Annotated in this window: 13 protein-coding genes; 3 read left to right on the top strand and 10 right to left on the bottom strand. The window is 67.4% G+C overall.

The genetic code is table 11. The features are described from left to right. Nucleotides 1-76: 76 nt before the first annotated feature. Nucleotides 77-2,647, bottom strand: a complete 2,571-nt coding sequence (locus BLS81_RS15190) for an HWE histidine kinase domain-containing protein (RefSeq protein WP_093225145.1) — start codon at nucleotides 2,645-2,647, stop codon at nucleotides 77-79. Next, on the bottom strand, nucleotides 2,648-3,196 hold the full coding sequence (locus tag BLS81_RS15185; RefSeq protein ID WP_093225143.1) for a biliverdin-producing heme oxygenase: 549 nt from the start codon (nucleotides 3,194-3,196) through the stop codon (nucleotides 2,648-2,650). Nucleotides 3,197-3,353: 157 nt separating this feature from the next. On the opposite strand from BLS81_RS15185, the gene BLS81_RS15180 reads away from it, so the two are divergent. After that, the gene (locus tag BLS81_RS15180; RefSeq protein WP_093225142.1) at nucleotides 3,354-4,997 is read left to right on the top strand and encodes a hypothetical protein; all 1,644 of its coding nucleotides are present in this window, start codon (nucleotides 3,354-3,356) and stop codon (nucleotides 4,995-4,997) included. A gap of 83 nt (nucleotides 4,998-5,080) precedes the next feature. Continuing rightward, a complete protein-coding gene (locus BLS81_RS15175) occupies nucleotides 5,081-5,584 on the top strand; it encodes a DUF1993 domain-containing protein (protein ID WP_093225140.1) in 504 nt (167 codons plus the stop codon). On the opposite strand, the gene BLS81_RS15170 is transcribed toward BLS81_RS15175, so the two are convergent. The 8 genes from BLS81_RS15170 to BLS81_RS15135 form a co-directional block, all read right to left on the bottom strand. After that, a complete protein-coding gene (locus tag BLS81_RS15170; RefSeq protein ID WP_093225139.1) occupies nucleotides 5,554-6,210 on the bottom strand; it encodes a trimeric intracellular cation channel family protein in 657 nt (218 codons plus the stop codon). The genes BLS81_RS15175 and BLS81_RS15170 overlap by 31 nt on opposite strands. Before the next feature lie 225 nt (nucleotides 6,211-6,435). Next, on the bottom strand, nucleotides 6,436-7,827 hold the full coding sequence (gene lpdA / locus BLS81_RS15165; protein ID WP_093225137.1) for a dihydrolipoyl dehydrogenase: 1,392 nt from the start codon (nucleotides 7,825-7,827) through the stop codon (nucleotides 6,436-6,438). A 112-nt stretch (nucleotides 7,828-7,939) separates the two neighbouring features. Beyond that, nucleotides 7,940-9,139 carry a 2-oxoglutarate dehydrogenase complex dihydrolipoyllysine-residue succinyltransferase gene (odhB, locus tag BLS81_RS15160; protein WP_093225136.1) on the bottom strand — a complete coding sequence of 400 codons (1,200 nt, stop codon included), beginning with the start codon at nucleotides 9,137-9,139 and terminating at the stop codon, nucleotides 7,940-7,942. 106 nt (nucleotides 9,140-9,245) lie between these two features. Next, nucleotides 9,246-12,182 (bottom strand): 2-oxoglutarate dehydrogenase E1 component, encoded by a 2,937-nt coding sequence (locus tag BLS81_RS15155; protein ID WP_093225134.1) that lies wholly within the window; start codon nucleotides 12,180-12,182, stop codon nucleotides 9,246-9,248. A gap of 148 nt (nucleotides 12,183-12,330) precedes the next feature. Further along, nucleotides 12,331-13,215 carry a succinate--CoA ligase subunit alpha gene (gene sucD / locus BLS81_RS15150; RefSeq protein ID WP_093225133.1) on the bottom strand — a complete coding sequence of 295 codons (885 nt, stop codon included), beginning with the start codon at nucleotides 13,213-13,215 and terminating at the stop codon, nucleotides 12,331-12,333. A gap of 61 nt (nucleotides 13,216-13,276) precedes the next feature. Further along, nucleotides 13,277-14,239, bottom strand: coding sequence for a malate dehydrogenase (gene mdh / locus BLS81_RS15145; protein ID WP_093225131.1), 963 nt, complete (start codon nucleotides 14,237-14,239; stop codon nucleotides 13,277-13,279). Between the two features lie 117 nt (nucleotides 14,240-14,356). Beyond that, nucleotides 14,357-14,671, bottom strand: a complete 315-nt coding sequence (locus BLS81_RS15140) for a hypothetical protein (protein WP_093225130.1) — start codon at nucleotides 14,669-14,671, stop codon at nucleotides 14,357-14,359. Then, complete coding sequence (locus BLS81_RS15135) at nucleotides 14,671-14,997, bottom strand: YbjQ family protein (protein ID WP_093225128.1); 327 nt, start codon at nucleotides 14,995-14,997, stop codon at nucleotides 14,671-14,673. The genes BLS81_RS15140 and BLS81_RS15135 overlap by 1 nt, the downstream gene beginning before the upstream one ends. 370 nt (nucleotides 14,998-15,367) lie before the next feature. Here BLS81_RS15135 and BLS81_RS15130 point away from each other — a divergent pair. Further along, the coding region (locus tag BLS81_RS15130) for a transposase (protein WP_143023369.1) at nucleotides 15,368-15,620 on the top strand (253 nt) is incomplete at its 3' end.

Genomic DNA, 15,620 nt, shown 5'->3' with positions numbered 1-15,620 from the left:
GCCGCCCTCACCCTTCCATCCGCCCGGCGACACCCGGCGCGAAGGGTGAGGGCGAACCGCCCCGGTTCCGCGAACCTCACCCGCCGCGGTGGCTGGCGATCAGCGCGTCGAGCGCCCGCGCGACATTCTCCAGCGTATAAGGCTTTTGCACCACGCTGCGCCCGCGATGGTCCTCCGGCAGTTGCGCCTGCTCGCCATAGCCGGTCGCGAATACGAACGGCACGCCCAGCGCCATCAACCGGTCGGCCACGGGGAAGCTGTTGCGATCGCCGAGATTGATGTCGAGCATCGCCACGCCGGGCGCGTGCTGCTCGATCGCGTCGAGCGCTCCTTCGACGGTCGCCACCGTCGTCACCGTCTCGGCGCCGAGCCGGGTCGCGATATCCTCGGCGTCGAGCGCGATGATGAGACTGTCCTCGACCAGCAGCACGTCGAACCCCGCCAGCACCTTGTCCGGCGGCGCCTGCGGGTGGCCGGGCGCCGGGCGCGGATAGCGGATCGCCGGCCCGGCGACGCTTTTCGCCTGCGAGACGTGGCGCGCGGGAATGCGGAAATGCGCCTCGACGCCATCGGGATCGTACGCGATCCGAGCCGTCCCGCCGAGATCATAGGGCACCGAACGGTCGATGATCGTTGTGCCGAAGCCCTTGCGCGTCGGCGCCCGCACCTGCGGACCGCCGCTTTCCTGCCAGGTGATGACGAGATCGTCATTCTCGTCGCGCCGCCAGCCGATCCGCACCTGCCCCTTCGGCACCGACAGGCTGCCATATTTGGTCGAGTTGGTGACGAGTTCGTGGATCACCAGCGCCATCGTCGAATAGGCTTGCGGGTTGAGCAGCACCGGCGTCCCCTCGGACACCACGCGCTCATATTCATCCACGAACGCCGCCACTTCGGCGTCGATCAGCGCCTGGATCGGCGCCGGCCCCCAATGGTCGTCGGTGATCTGGTTGTGCGCGCGCGCCAGCGCGTGAATGCGCCCGTCGACCATCTTGACATAGTCCCGGACCGCGTCGTCGGAAGGCTGCGACTGACGGATCAGCCCCCGGATCACGCCGAGAATATTGCGGACGCGGTGGTTGAGTTCGGCGATCAGCAATTCCTGCCGCGCGCTCGCCTGCTGCCGCTCGGCCGAAGCCTCGTCGGCGAGCCGCAGCACAACCTCGATCAGCGTCGCCCGCAGCGTCTCGGCGACGCGCAGTTCCGACGCGGAGAAAGGCTGTGACCGCCCCTCGACGCGCTCCTTCCACTCCTCGAAGCTCTGGCGCGGTGTGAGCCGTGGCCCGTTGGGGCCATATTCGACCGGCTTGTGCGGATCGCCTCCCCACCGCACCGATCGCACCAGTTCCGAGCGGAACAGCACGACGTAATCGCGCGGAGACCGCGAGATCGGGATCGCCAGCAGCCCCGCCGCGCTCGGCGCGAAACGCTCCGCGCCCGGTACCAGCCCGGCGATATGGTCGGTCGCATAGACCTTCCCCGCCGCGGTGCCGTTGAGCGCGCGGATGATCCGGCGGAAATCGTCGAGCGGCGGCGTCGTGCCCGAAAAGGCGTGATTGCCCGCGATCCATACGCCCACGCCATCGGCCGGAATCGCGTGCGTCAGGATGTCGCCCAGCCAGTCGGGATCCTTGAGCAGCGTCTCATCGGACGCGACCGCGCCGAGCAACTGGTCCGAAATATCGCGCGCGCGCCGTTCATATTCGACCGTCGCCTGCCGCTCGCGGCTTTCCAGCCGCATCGAGAACATCTGCGCGAACAGCTCGCTAACCGATCGCCGCTCGAACGACGGGCAGAGCGGGGCATAATGGTGGCAAGCGAACAGCCCCCACAATTTCCCGTCGACGAGGATCGAGATCGACATCGACGCCTCGACGCCCATGTTCTTGAGATATTCGATATGGATCCGCGAGACCGCGCGCAGCACCGACAGCGACAGGTCGAGCGGCACCCCCGCCTCGTCGCGTGCCGGGATGATCGGCACCGGCGCAGCGTTCACGTCGGTGATGACGCGCAGCAGGTTGCGCTTGTAGAGTTCGCGTGCCTGCGCGGGAATGTCGCTGGCGGGGTAATGCAGCCCCAGGAACCGGCCGATGCCGGGGCGCACCGCCTCCGCCACCACCTCGCCGGCGCCGTCCGGCGCGAAGCGATAGACCATGACGCGGTCGAACCCGGTCAACGCGCGGATCTGGCGCGCGCCTTCGCGGAAGAACGCGGTGAAATCGTCGCATTGGTCAAGCCGCGCGATCATCGCGCGGACCATGCCGGTCGCATCGCCATGTTCGTTGGAGGCTGGCTCGGCCTCGATCACGATCTGCCCGCCCGACAGATGGATCGCCACGTCGAAGGTGCGCCCGCCCTTGACGATCTCGCAGTCGAACATCCGCTCGACCGCATCGACCCCGCGCAGCATCGCGGTGCGGTTGCGCAGGTCATGAACGACCCGCGCCTCGAAGATTTCCGTGAGCGGGCGCCCGATCAGATCGTCGGGCGCGAAACCGATGAAGTCGGCGGTGTTCGCCGAGACCCGCGCGATCATCCAATCGGCGGTGAGCGCGAGCAGGAACCCGATCGGCTGGATCGCGCCGAGGATGTGGATCGGCTCGCGATCGCAATTGGTCAGATCGACCGGTACGTTTTCGTCCACTCAGTCCGCCCTCAGATAGCGTTGCCCGCTGCTTTCGAAGAGCATGAACACACGAGACGCCGATTCGACCGCCGACGATCGTTCGCCAGGCGAAATTAATCTATATTGAAGAAGGTCTAACAGATCACGCCAAGTCGCGGCTTGATCTGAAGCAAGAAAACTCTTCGGGAAATCGGCGGGCACGTCGCGCGCCAGCATCGCCCCGCCGAGCCGCGATCCTTCCAGCACGTACACGCCGCCGAGCACCGCCGCGTCGTCGTCGAACCCAACGTCCGCCTCGTCTTCGGGCACGGCGACACCGAGCGCGGCGAGATCGGCGGTGAGCCGCGACGCCCGGCGGCGCGTCTCCCAATCGGGCACGATCCGCGCGGCACCGGCCCGGGCGAGCGCCGCCTCGACCGGAAGATAGGCGCCCGCCTGCGCTTGCAGGAAACGGGCATAATCGACGCGGTTGGTCAGGTCGGCGCGCGAGAAGACGGCATCGACCCGCTCGTGATGCGCCGCAGTCGCGGCGCGCAACGCGCCGCGGGCGGAGAAAGCGGAACTCATCACCCCATCCTATGCCCAAATCGCCCGCCGCGCAAAGCACGCGGTGCCCCAAACCCGGCATGAACGATGAAGCCAGACCGCGTTCAGGCGCGTTGTGCGACCTCAAGAGCCCGTCTCGGCCTTCGATGGAGCATGACAGATGTTTCGAGCGCGAGAAATGTTCATCACCGTGAGCGCGCTGGCGCTTGCCGCCTGCAATCCGCAGGCGACGCGGAACGATCAGGCCCCTGCGCCCGACAACGGCACCGCTGTCGCGACCGGCAACGCCGCGGCGCTGCCGCCGCTGCCGCAGGTCCAGCCGCTCGTCAGCGGCCCCGCCGCCCCGGTCCGTACCGCGCCCGCCGCCGCCGCGCTGCCGATACCGCGGCGGATCGCCTACGCGCCCGCCCCGCCGGCGGACACCTACGCCTGGATCGACCGCGCCGATCGGATCAGCGACACGATCGGCGACGCCCCGCCCGATTACGCGTTCGATTACGATGGCGGCGTCCAGCCCTATGGCTGGGACGTCGCGGGCGGTTACCGCACCTATGCCGAACCGGTCGACGGCGGCTATCGCTATTATTACTACCAGCCGGGCGACGACGCGCCGTATCTCGTGCGCGATCCCGAATATAGCTACGGCTATTCGGGCGGGCGTGTCGTGACCGTCTATCGCGACGGGCGGGCGCTCGACGCAGCCGAGGCGCAGCGCCGCGCGGATGACGCCGCCCGGTATTACGCCCGTGCGCGAGCGCTGTACGTGGCCGCCGATCGGCGCGAACGCCGTGGCGTCGTCGCCGCGCAATGGGCGGAACGCCGCGCGCAGATCGCCAGCCAGCGCGCCGCCTGGGACCGCGCACGCGCGGAGGACGCGGCGTGGCGCGCCTATCGCGCCAGCCATGATGCCGAAGGCGCCGCGCAACTCGCCGCCGAACGCGATCGGCGCGCGCAAGCCGCGCAGCGCTTCGATCGCTGGCAACAGCAGGGCGGTCGCGACGCGCCGCCGCAGCTCTACGCGCAGCAGGCCGCGTTCCAGGCACAGGCGCGGGACGCGCAACGTCGCGACGCCGCGATCGCACGCGATGCGCAGCTTCAGCAACAGCGCATCCAGCAGCAACAAGAGTTCGCCGCGCGGCAGCAGCGGCTGAACGCCGCCGCGCAGCAGGCGCAACAGCAGCGCCTCGCCGAGCAGCAAGCCGCGCGCCAACGCGCCGATCAGCACCACGCGGATCTCGATCAGCGCCGGCAGGCGCAGCAACAGGCGCAGGCGGGGCGCCAGCAACGCGAGGTCGCCGACCAGCGCGCGCAGGCGGAGCGCCAGCAGGCCATTGCCCAGCAGCGCCAGCAAGCCCAGACCGAGCGCCGGCAGGCGATCGAACAGCAGCGCGCGCAAGCCCAACAACGCGCAACGCAGGCCCGCGCGACCGAACAAGCGCAACGCGCTCAGGCGCACGCCGCCGCGCAACAACAGGCGCAGGCCACCCGCCAACAGGCCGCCGAACAGCAGCGCGCGCAGGCCCAGCAACGCGCCGCACAGGCCCGCGCGGCCGAACAAGCGCAACGTGCTCAGGCGCACGCCGCCGCGCAGCAGCAGGCACGGGCCGCCCGTCAACAGGCCACCGAGCAGCAGCGCACGCAGGCCCAGCAACGCGCGGCACAGGCCCGCGCGGCGGAACAGGCGCAACGCGCCGAGGCGCACGCCGCCGCGCAGCAGCAGCGCCAGCAGGCGCTGGCGCAGCGCGCGCAGGCCCATCCGCCGCATCCGCCCGAGCCGGGCCACCCCGCGCGGCCCGAAAACCCGCGGCGCGATCCGCACTAGGCGCTTGCCGAGCCGGCGGCACGCGCCCATGTCGGCGCGGCGCCGCCGGACGGTTCAAGGCGCGCGAGGAAGGAAATCGATCCGTGCTCAGCCTCTATACCGTATCCGTGCCGATCTTCGTGCGTGGCCTCAAGAATCTCGATCACCTGCTCGTCAAGGCGAGCGATTGCGGCATCGATCCGCAGGCGTTGCTCGAGGCGCGGCTGATCGAGGACATGCCGCCGCTGCCGCGTCAGGTGCAGATCGCATGCGACACCGCCAAGTTCGCCGCCATGCGCGTGGGCGGCGCGCCCGCGCTGCCGATGGCCGACGACGAAACGACGCTCCCCGAGCTGCGCGCGCGGATCGCGCGGACGCTCGCCTATCTCGACAGCGTCGATCCCGCCGGCTTCGACGGACGCGAGGATGCGGAGGTCGTCCTGAAGCTGCCGAGCAGCGAACTCACCTTCACCGGGGCCAGTTACATCACCGATTTCGCGCTGCCCAACTTCTTCTTCCACGTCACCACCGCTTATGCGCTGCTGCGCATGAAGGGGGTGGGCATCGGCAAGATGGATTATCTCTCGGGCGGCGTCGGCGTCGCCTGATCGCGCCGATACGCGGGGAGCGCGATCCGCCAGCGGATCGCCGCCGCGCGCAGCGCGAACCCCGCCACCGCCGCGACGGGCGCAGCCATCGTCGGCGGCGCGCCGAGCACGACCAGCGCGACATGCGACCCCGCCGCCAGCGCCCCCGCCGTCACGTAGAGTTCCGGGCGCATCAGGATCGACGGCTCGCCCGCCAGCACGTCGCGGATGATCCCGCCGACGCATGCGGTAACGACTCCCATCAGCGCCGCCGGGATTGGCGGCACCCCGAACGCGAGCGCCTTGGCCGCGCCGAACACCGCATAAGCCGCCAGCCCGACCGCATCGAGCCACGCCAGCGTCGCGCCTCTCCACCAGCGCGCCGGCGTCCACCACACCAGCACCGCCACCCCCAGGCACACGCCCGCGACGAGCGGATCATGCACCCAGAACACCGGCACGCCGATCAGCAGATCGCGCACCGATCCGCCCCCGACTCCGGTGATGAGCGCGAAAAAGGTCGCGGTGACGAGCGTCTGGTTGCGCTGCGTCGCCGCCAGCGCGCCGGTGCTGGCGAACACCGCGATCCCGAACAGATCGAGCCAGGGAAGGATCGAACCGACCTGCCAGGGGAGCGCTGGATGCATGGGGCAAGTCTAGACGTGCACACCAAGTAGCGCCACCACCCGTCGCCCCGGCGAAGGCCGGGGCCGCAATGTTTCGGGCGGATCGCTCGCCAAGCCAGTGACCGGCCCCGGCCTCCGCCGGGGCGACGTCAAGATGGGCAGCGCCGCGGGCAGAGCCCGCGTCGTCGGCCGGCGCTGGAGCGCCGCCGGCCGGGCAAGCCCTCTCGATTCACATCTAAGCTGCGCTTAGATGTGAATAGGCTTGCCGCGCACCGCCATCGCCGCTTCCTTGATCGCTTCCGAATGGGTCGGATGCGCGTGGCAGGTGTAAGCTATGTCCTCGCTGGTCGCGCCGAACTCCATCGCCTGCGCGGCCTGCGCGATCATCGTGCCGGCAACGCTCGCGATGCACCACACGCCGAGCACGCGGTCGCTCTTGGCGTCGGCGATGATCTTCACGAAGCCGTCCGGCTCGTGGTTGGTCTTGGCGCGGCTGTTGCCGAGCATCGGGAACTTGCCGACCTTGATCTCGCCGCGTTCCTTGGCGACCTCCTCGGTCAGCCCGACGCCCGCGATCTCGGGCCACGTATAGACCACCGACGGGATCACGTCATGGTTTACGATGCCGGTCTGCCCGGCGATGTTCTCGGCGACCGCGATGCCCTCGTCCTCGGCCTTGTGCGCGAGCATCGGCCCCGGCACCACGTCGCCGATCGCCCACACGCCATCGACCGCGGTCTTGAAGCGGTGATCGATCTCGATCTGCCCGCGCGCGTTGGTGGCGAGACCGGCCTTCTCGAGCGCGAGTCCGTCGGTGTTCGGCTTACGGCCGATCGACACCAGGACGACATCGGCCGAGATCGTCTCGGCCGCGCCGCCGCCGGCTGGCTCGACCGTCAGCGTCGCACTGTCGCCCTCGACGGTGACGCCCGTCACCTTGGTCGACAGCTTGAACTCGATGCCCTGCTTGCGGAAGATCTTATTGGCTTCCTTACGGACATCGCCGTCGAAGCCCGGCAGGATCTGGTCGAGATACTCGACCACCGTCACCTTCGCGCCGAGCCGCCGCCACACCGACCCCAGTTCGAGCCCGATCACGCCGCCGCCGATCACGACGAGATGCGCGGGCACCTTGGGAAGTTCGAGCGCACCGGTTGAATCGACCACGACTTTCTGGTCGATCGTCACGCCCGGCAACGGCGTCACCGACGATCCGGTCGCGATCACCACGTCCTTGGCGGTGACGGTCTGCTCGCCGACCTGGACGGTATGCGCATCGACGAACGCACCGCGACCCTTCAGCCACGTCACCTTGTTCTTCTTGAACAGATATTCGATGCCGCCGGTGAGCTGCTTGACCGCGTCGATCCGCTGCGCGTGCATCGTCGGCAGGTCGAGTTCGGGCGTCACCTTGATGCCGAGCTTGGCCATCGCGCCGTTCGCGGCGGCGTCGAAATATTCCGACGCATGCAGCATCGCCTTCGACGGGATGCAGCCGACGTTGAGGCAGGTGCCGCCCAGCGTCTCGCGGCTCTCGACACACGCAGTGCGCAGACCCAGCTGCGCCGCGCGGATCGCCGCGACATAGCCGCCGGGGCCGGACCCGATCACCAGAACGTCATAGTCGAATTCAGCCATTTAACTTCTCCGTCGCCCCGGCGAAGGCCGGGGCCGGCCAATGGTGTTGCGCCACATCGCGCAGCGGCTCCGGCCCCAAAGACATTTTGGCACCGGAGCGACGTCTATATAGTTACAGGTCGATCAGAATGCGCGTCGGGTCCTCGATCGCGTTCTTCAGCGCGACCAGGAAGGTCACCGCCTCGCGGCCGTCGATCAAGCGGTGATCGTAGCTGAGCGCGAGATACATCATCGGCCGCACGACGACCTGACCGTCGCGCACCACCGGACGTTCCTCGATGCGGTGCAGCCCGAGCACCGCCGCCTGCGGCGGGTTGATGATCGGGGTCGACATCAGCGAGCCGAACACGCCGCCGTTCGAGATGGTGAAGGTACCGCCCTTCATTTCGTCCATCTTGAGCGTGCCGTCCTTGGCGCGCTTGCCGAAATCGCCGATCGTCTTCTCGATCTGCGCCACCGACATCTGATCGGCGTCGCGGATCACCGGCACGACCAAGCCGCCCGGACCCGACACCGCCACCGAGATGTCGGCGTAATCGTGATAGACGATCTCGTCGCCCTCGATCGACGCGTTGACGCTGGGGATGTCCTTGAGCGCCATCGTCGCGGCCTTGGTGAAGAAGCCCATGAAGCCCAGCCGGACGCCATGCTTCTTCTCGAACAGATCCTTGTACTTGGCGCGCGCCTCGATCACCGCCGTCATGTCGACGTCGTTGAAGGTGGTGAGCATCGCCGCGGTGTTCTGCGCGTCCTTGAGGCGCTTGGCGATCGTCTGGCGCAGCCGCGTCATGCGGACGCGCTCTTCCTTGCGGCCGGTCGCGGCGGCGACCGAGGGCGCGACCGGCAGCGGCTCGGCGGCGGCAGGCGCGGCGGCCGGCTTGGCGGCGAGCACGTCGTCCTTGGTCAGGCGGCCGTCCTTGCCGGTGCCCTTGAGGTTCGACGGATCGACTCCGGTTTCGAGCACGGCGCGGCGCACCGACGGCGAGAGCGCGGCGGGCGTGTCGCTCGGCTGCGCGGGTGCCTGCTGGCCGGCGGTCGCGGGGGCTGCGGCCGGCTTGGCGGCGGCCGAACCGTCGCCAGCCTCGATCGTCGCGATCATCGCGCCGACCTCGACGGTATCGCCGACCTTGACCGCCCATTCCCCCATCACCCCGGCGACCGGCGACGGCACTTCGACCGAGACCTTGTCGGTCTCCAGGCTGGCGATCGGCTCGTCGGCCTTGACCGCCTCGCCCGGCTTCTTGAGCCATTCGCCCAGCGTCGCTTCGGTGATCGATTCGCCCAGAACGGGGACTTTGACTTCGGTTGCCATCGCTATCTTCCTCGTTCCCGGCTGCGGCCGGGGTCAGTTCGCGCACTGGGTCGCGTGCGCACATTCACCCATCGGCAGCCGCCCCGGCGAAGGGGCGGCCGCCGCGTCAGTTCTTTCGCGCGCGGCGAATTTCACCGCGCACATTGTGGCCGAGCGCCTCGGCGACGAGCGCACCTTGCTCGACGAGATGGCGTTTCATCAGCCCGGTCGCGGGCGATGCCGCCGCCGCGCGGCCGGCGTAGCGCGCCCGCTTGACCGGGCTGTCCGCCGCGCCAAGACATGCCTCGATGAACGGCTCGACGAAGAACCACGCGCCGTTGTTCTTCGGCTCTTCCTGCGCCCACACCACCGTCTCGAGGTTAGGCATGGTCTTGAGCCGCGCGGTCAGCGCCTCGCTCGGGAACGGATAGAGCTGCTCGACCCGGACGATCGCGGTGTTCTTGTCCTCGGCGGCGTCACGCGCCTCGATCAGATCATAGGCGACCTTGCCGGTACAGAGCACCAGCCGCGTTACATCGGCATCCGCCGGCGCCGAAGGATCGGAGAGCAGTCGCTTGAAGTGGCTGTCGCCGAGGAAGTCGGCCGTTTTCGACACCGCGAGCTTGTGGCGCAGCAGCGATTTGGGCGTGAACACGACCAGCGGCTTACGGAACGGACGGTGCATCTGCCGGCGCAGCAGGTGGTAATAGTTGGCCGGCGTGGTGCAGTTCGCGATCTGGATGTTGTCCTGGGCGCAAAGCTGAAGGAAACGCTCCATCCGCGCCGAGCTATGCTCCGGCCCCTGCCCTTCGTAGCCGTGCGGCAGCAGCATCACCAAACCATTGGCGCGAAGCCACTTGCTCTCGCCCGAAGCGATGAACTGGTCGATCATGATCTGCGCGCCGTTGGCGAAATCGCCGAACTGCGCTTCCCAGATCACCAACGTCTTCGGGTCGGCGAGCGCATAGCCATATTCGAAACCGAGCACGCCATATTCGCTCAAGGGGCTGTCGAGCACCTCGAAACGGCCGTGCGGGATTGTTTCGAGCGGGCGGTATTTGTGCTCGTCGGTCTGGTCGGTCCACACCGCGTGCCGCTGGCTGAACGTGCCGCGCCCCGAGTCCTGCCCCGACAGACGCACGCCATAGCCCTCGGACAGCAACGAACCGAAGGCGAGCGCCTCGCCGGTCGCCCAGTCGAAATTCGCGCCGCTCTTGAACATCTCGCGCTTGGCGTCGAGCACGCGCGCGAGCGTCTTGTGGATCGTAATGTTCTCGGGAACCGTGGTGAGGGTGCGCCCGATCGAGTCGAACAATTTCTGTTCGATGCCGGTCTCGACGCTACGCCGCGCGGTCTCGGCATCGGCCGGCGCGTGCAGCCCGGACCAGCGTCCGGCGAACCAGTCCGCCTTGTTGGGCTTGTACGAGGCACCCGCCTCGAACTCGCCTTCGAGCAAGGTGGTGAATTCGCTGACCGTATTGTCGATCCAAGCGCGATCGACCACCTTCTGCGCGATCAGCTTCTCGCCGTAGATTTCGCTGACCGGCGGATGCTGGCGGATCTTGGCGTACATCAGCGGCTGGGTGAAGCCCGGCTCGTCGCCCTCGTTGTGGCCGAAGCGGCGGTAGCACCACATGTCGATCACCACGTCGCGGTGGAAGCGCTGGCGGAACTCTATCGCCATCTTGGTCGCGAAAGTCACCGCCTCGGGGTCGTCGCCGTTGACGTGGAAGATCGGCGCCTGCACGCCCTTCGCCACATCCGACGGATAGGGCGATGACCGCGCGAACTGCGGCGAGGTGGTGAAACCGACCTGGTTGTTGATGATGAAGTGGACGCAGCCGCCGGTGTTGTAGCCGCGAATGCCCGAGAAGCCGAGGCACTCCCAGACGATGCCCTGCCCCGCGAAGGCGGCGTCGCCGTGGATCAACACCGGCAGCGAGGCGGTGTGCGTCTCGAGATCGTTGGAGATCGTCTGGATCGCGCGCGTCTTACCCAGGACGACGGGATCTTCCGCCTCGAGGTGCGACGGGTTGGCGACCAGCGACATATGCACGCTGATCCCGTCGAACTCGCGGTCGGTCGAGGTGCCGAGGTGGTATTTCACGTCGCCCGAACCGGCGACATCGTCGGGATTGTCCGAACCGCCGCCGAATTCGTGGAAGATCACGCGGAACGGCTTGGCCATCACGTTCGACAGCACGTTCAACCGGCCGCGATGCGCCATGCCGAACACGATCTCGCGCACGCCAAGCGCGCCGCCATATTTGATGACGCTTTCCAGCGCCGGGATCATGCTCTCGCCGCCGTCGAGGCCGAAGCGCTTTGTGCCGACGTACTTCTTGCCGCAGAAGCGCTCCCACTGCTCGGCTTCGATCACCTTGTTGAGGATCGCCTTCTTGCCGATCTCGGTGAATTCGATCGCCTTGTCCTGGCCCTCCATCCGCTCCTGGAGGAAGCGGCGCTCCTCGACATCGGCGATGTGCATATATTCAAGGCCGACATTGCCGCAGTAATTGGCGCGCAGCGTCGCGACGATGTCGCGCACGGTCGCCCATTCCATGCCGAGCGTGCCGCCCATATAGACCTTGCGGTCGAGATCGGCGCCCGAGAAGCCGTGATATTCCGGCGTGAGGTCGGCGGGCAGTTCGCGCGAGGACAGACCGAGCGGATCGAGCGTCGCGGCGAGGTGACCGCGCACGCGGTAGGTGCGGACCAGCAGCATCGCGCGGATCGAATCGGCGGCGGCGCGGACGATGTCGGCTTGCGAAGCGGGTGCGGCGGCCGGCGCGGCGGCGGGCTTGGCGCCACCCTTGGCGGGCTTGGGAGCCGCTTCCATCTGCGTCGGGTCGAGCGCCGCGGTGAGATCGTCGGTGCTGGTGAGCGGCCAGCTCGCACGCTCCCAGCTCGGGTTCTGCGCGATGCCGTCGAGACCGTCGAACAGGCCACGCCATGCCGGCTCGACGCTTTCGGGGGAGGTCTTGTAGCGCGTGTAGAGCGTCTCGATGAACGCCGGGCTCACCCCGGCTGCGATATCACCGAAATCCTGGCCTTCGTAGCCCATAGTCTTCGTCCTTCTTCCCCTCTCCCCTTGTGGGAGAGGGAGGGGCCCAAGCGAAGCTTGGGAGGGTGAGGGGGAACGGACGTACCGCCTATCCCCCTCATCCGGCCCTTCGGGCCACCTTCTCCCACAAGGGGAGAAGGGTTTAGGGTTAGCCCTTCAGCACCGCGACCAAAGTCTCGCCGAGCAGCGAGGGGCTGTCCGCCACCTTGATGCCGGCGGCTTCCATCGCCGCGATCTTGTCCTCGGCGCCGCCCTGGCCGCCCGAGACGATCGCACCGGCATGGCCCATGCGACGCCCGGGAGGCGCGGTGCGGCCCGCGATGAAGCCAGCCATCGGCTTCTTGCGGCCACGCTTGGCCTCGTCACGCAGGAACTGCGCGGCTTCCTCTTCGGCCGAGCCGCCGATCTCGCCGATCATGATGATCGACTGGGTGGCATCGTCGGCGAGGAACAGTTCGAGCACGTCGATGAAGTTCGTGCCGTTGACCGGATCGCCACCGATGCCGACCGCCGTGGTCTGGCCAAGACCCGCGTTGGTGGTCTGAAACACCGCCTCATAGGTAAGCGTGCCCGAGCGCGAAACAACGCCCACCGAGCCCTTGGAGAAGATGTTGCCCGGCATGATGCCGATCTTGCACTCGCCCGGCGTCAGCACGCCCGGGCAGTTCGGGCCGATCAGCCGCGACTTCGAACCCGACAGCGCGCGCTTGACCTTGACCATGTCGAGCACCGGAATGCCTTCGGTGATCGCGACGATCAGCGGGATCTCGGCGTCGATCGCCTCGAGGATCGAATCGGCCGCGAAGGGCGGCGGCACGTAGATCACCGACGCGTCGGCGCCGGTCTTGGTCTTGGCCTCGAGCACGGTGTCGAACACCGGCAGGTCGAGATGGGTGGTGCCGCCCTTGCCCGGCGTCACGCCGCCGACCATCTGCGTGCCATAGGCGAGCGCGGTCTGCGTGTGGAAGCTGCCGGTCTCACCGGTCATGCCCTGCGTGATGACCTTGGTATTCTTGTCGACGAGAATGCTCATGCGGCACTTTTCCCTGAAACGAGGACACGGCGCGGAGAGCTTCCGCGCCGCCGGAGGTCAATCAATTGAGCGAGGGGTCGATCGCCTTGCAGGCGACCAGCAGTTCCTTGACCGCATCGACCGAAACGTCGAGGTTGGCCTTGGCCTCGTCCGAAAGCGCGATCTCGACGACCTGCTCGACGCCGCCCGCGCCGATCACGCAGGGCACGCCGACATAGAGGTTGTCGACGCCGTACTGGCCGGTCAGATGCACCGCCGCCGGCAGCACGCGCTTCTGATCGTAGAGGTAGCTCTCGGCCATCGCGATCGCGCTGGTCGCGGGCGCGTAGAAAGCCGAGCCGGTCTTGAGCAGCGCGACGATCTCGCCGCCGCCGCCGCGCGTGCGCTTGACGATCGCGTCGATCTTCTCCTGCGTCGAACGGCCCATCTTGATGAGATCGGGGATCGGGATGCCCGACACGGTCGAATATTCGATCACCGGCACCATCGTGTCGCCGTGGCCGCCGAGCACGAAGCTGGTGACGTCCTTGATCGAAACCTGGAACTCTTCGGCGAGGAACGCCGAGAAGCGTGACGAGTCGAGCACGCCGGCCATGCCGACCACCTTCTCGTGCGGCAGGCCGGAGAATTCGCGCAGCGCCCACACCATCGCGTCGAGCGGATTGGTGATGCAGATCACGAAGGCGTCCGGCGCATTGGCCTTGATGCCCTCGCCGACCGACTTCATCACCTTGAGGTTGATGCCGAGCAGATCGTCGCGGCTCATGCCCGGCTTGCGGGCAACGCCGGCGGTGACGATGATGACGTCCGCGCCCGCGATATCGGCATAATCGTTGGTGCCGATGATCTTGGCGTCGAAGCCTTCGACCGGCGCGCACTGGGTGAGATCGAGCGCCTTGCCCTGCGGAACGCCCTCGACCACGTCGAACAGGACGATATCACCAAGGGACTTCAGCGCGGCGAGATGGGCGAGCGTGCCGCCGATATTGCCTGCGCCGATGAGCGCGATCTTCTTGCGGGCCATTGTCATCCTTTCCGGATCGTTACGGGCCGCGCGCGCGGCCTTATGCCATCTGACGCGGCGCGGCTTAGGCCGGATTGCGCGCGAGGGCAACCGCTAAAGGATTCCCCGCGTAGCTTATTATTGCAATTCATTCGCAGGTGCATTAACAGAGTCGCCCTCAAGGACGTAGCGGCGCTCGCCGCTGCTCGGACTGACCCACACCACCATCACCCTGCCCGACGCGTCATCGATGAACCGCTCCGGCGTTTCGCGCCAGTCGCCATCCGCCGGCCGCTCGCGCGCCGCGCCATAGCGCGCGCGTTCGAACACCACCCCCGCCAGCACCGCCCCGGTCCAGATCACCGCCGGCCATTGCGTGAGCGCGAACGCGGCCACGACCAGCGCCACGGTGAACGCCACCATCGCCGCCACCGTCACGAACACGCGCAGCATCACTCGGGCGCCGGATCGAGGATGACGGCGGTGCCATACGCGACCACCTCGTTCATCGACTGCGCGATCTCGCCCGAGTCGAACCGCATCATCACGATGGCGTTGGCGCCCATCACCGTCGCGTTCTGCACCATCCGGTCGATCGCGTGACGGCGCGTATCTTCGATCAGCCGGGTATATTCGGGGATTTCCCCGCCGACGATCGAGCGCAGGCTCGCGGTGATGTTCCCGCCCAGCCCACGACTGCGCACGACGACCCCGAACACGGGGCCGAGCGTCGCACGGACGGCATGGCCGGGGACGTTCTCGGTGGTGGTGACGAGCATGGCGATCCTCCTTTACGACGGCGTCATACGTTAGCCACGCCGATCGATCGCCGCACGCAAATTGACAGGCTGGACAATGTTGCCCAAATGTTCCGGACGCTCAGGGACAGGAGTCGGCATGTCGAAGCGACGTCCGCCGTGGACGTCTTGTTCACGATCAACTGTCGACCAGAAAGTCTGAAGCTCCCAAACGCATGTAAAGGGATTAGCCGTGGCAAACGATGAGACGCAAAGCCTGCTCACTCAGATCGGCCACCTCCTCGCGGAAGACACCGAATATCCCTTGGACGTGACCTGCTGCCCGTTTCTTGGGCCGTTTTGAGCTGGAAAATTCCAGTTATGGAGAAGGGCCAGGGAAGCGGAGTGAGCGATGAAGAGGTCGAAGTTTTCGGAGGCGCAGATCGCCTTCGTGTTGAAGCAGGCGGAGGATGGGACGAGCGTCGGCGAGGTGTGCCGCAAAACGGGGATCAGCGAGGCGACGTTCTATGCGTGGCGCAAGAAGTACGCGGGTCTGATGCCGTCGGAGATGCGCCGGCTGCGTCAGCTTGAGGAGGAGAACGCCAAGCTCAAGCGGCTGGTGGCTGATCTGAGCCTCGACAAGGCGATGCTGCAGGATGTCGTCT

Source organism: Sphingomonas sp. NFR15 (assembly GCF_900103265.1).
Classification (GTDB): domain Bacteria; phylum Pseudomonadota; class Alphaproteobacteria; order Sphingomonadales; family Sphingomonadaceae; genus Sphingomonas; species Sphingomonas pollutisoli.
The sequence above is the reverse complement of the archived record's forward strand: the minus strand, read 5'-3'. Positions and strand labels throughout refer to the sequence as shown.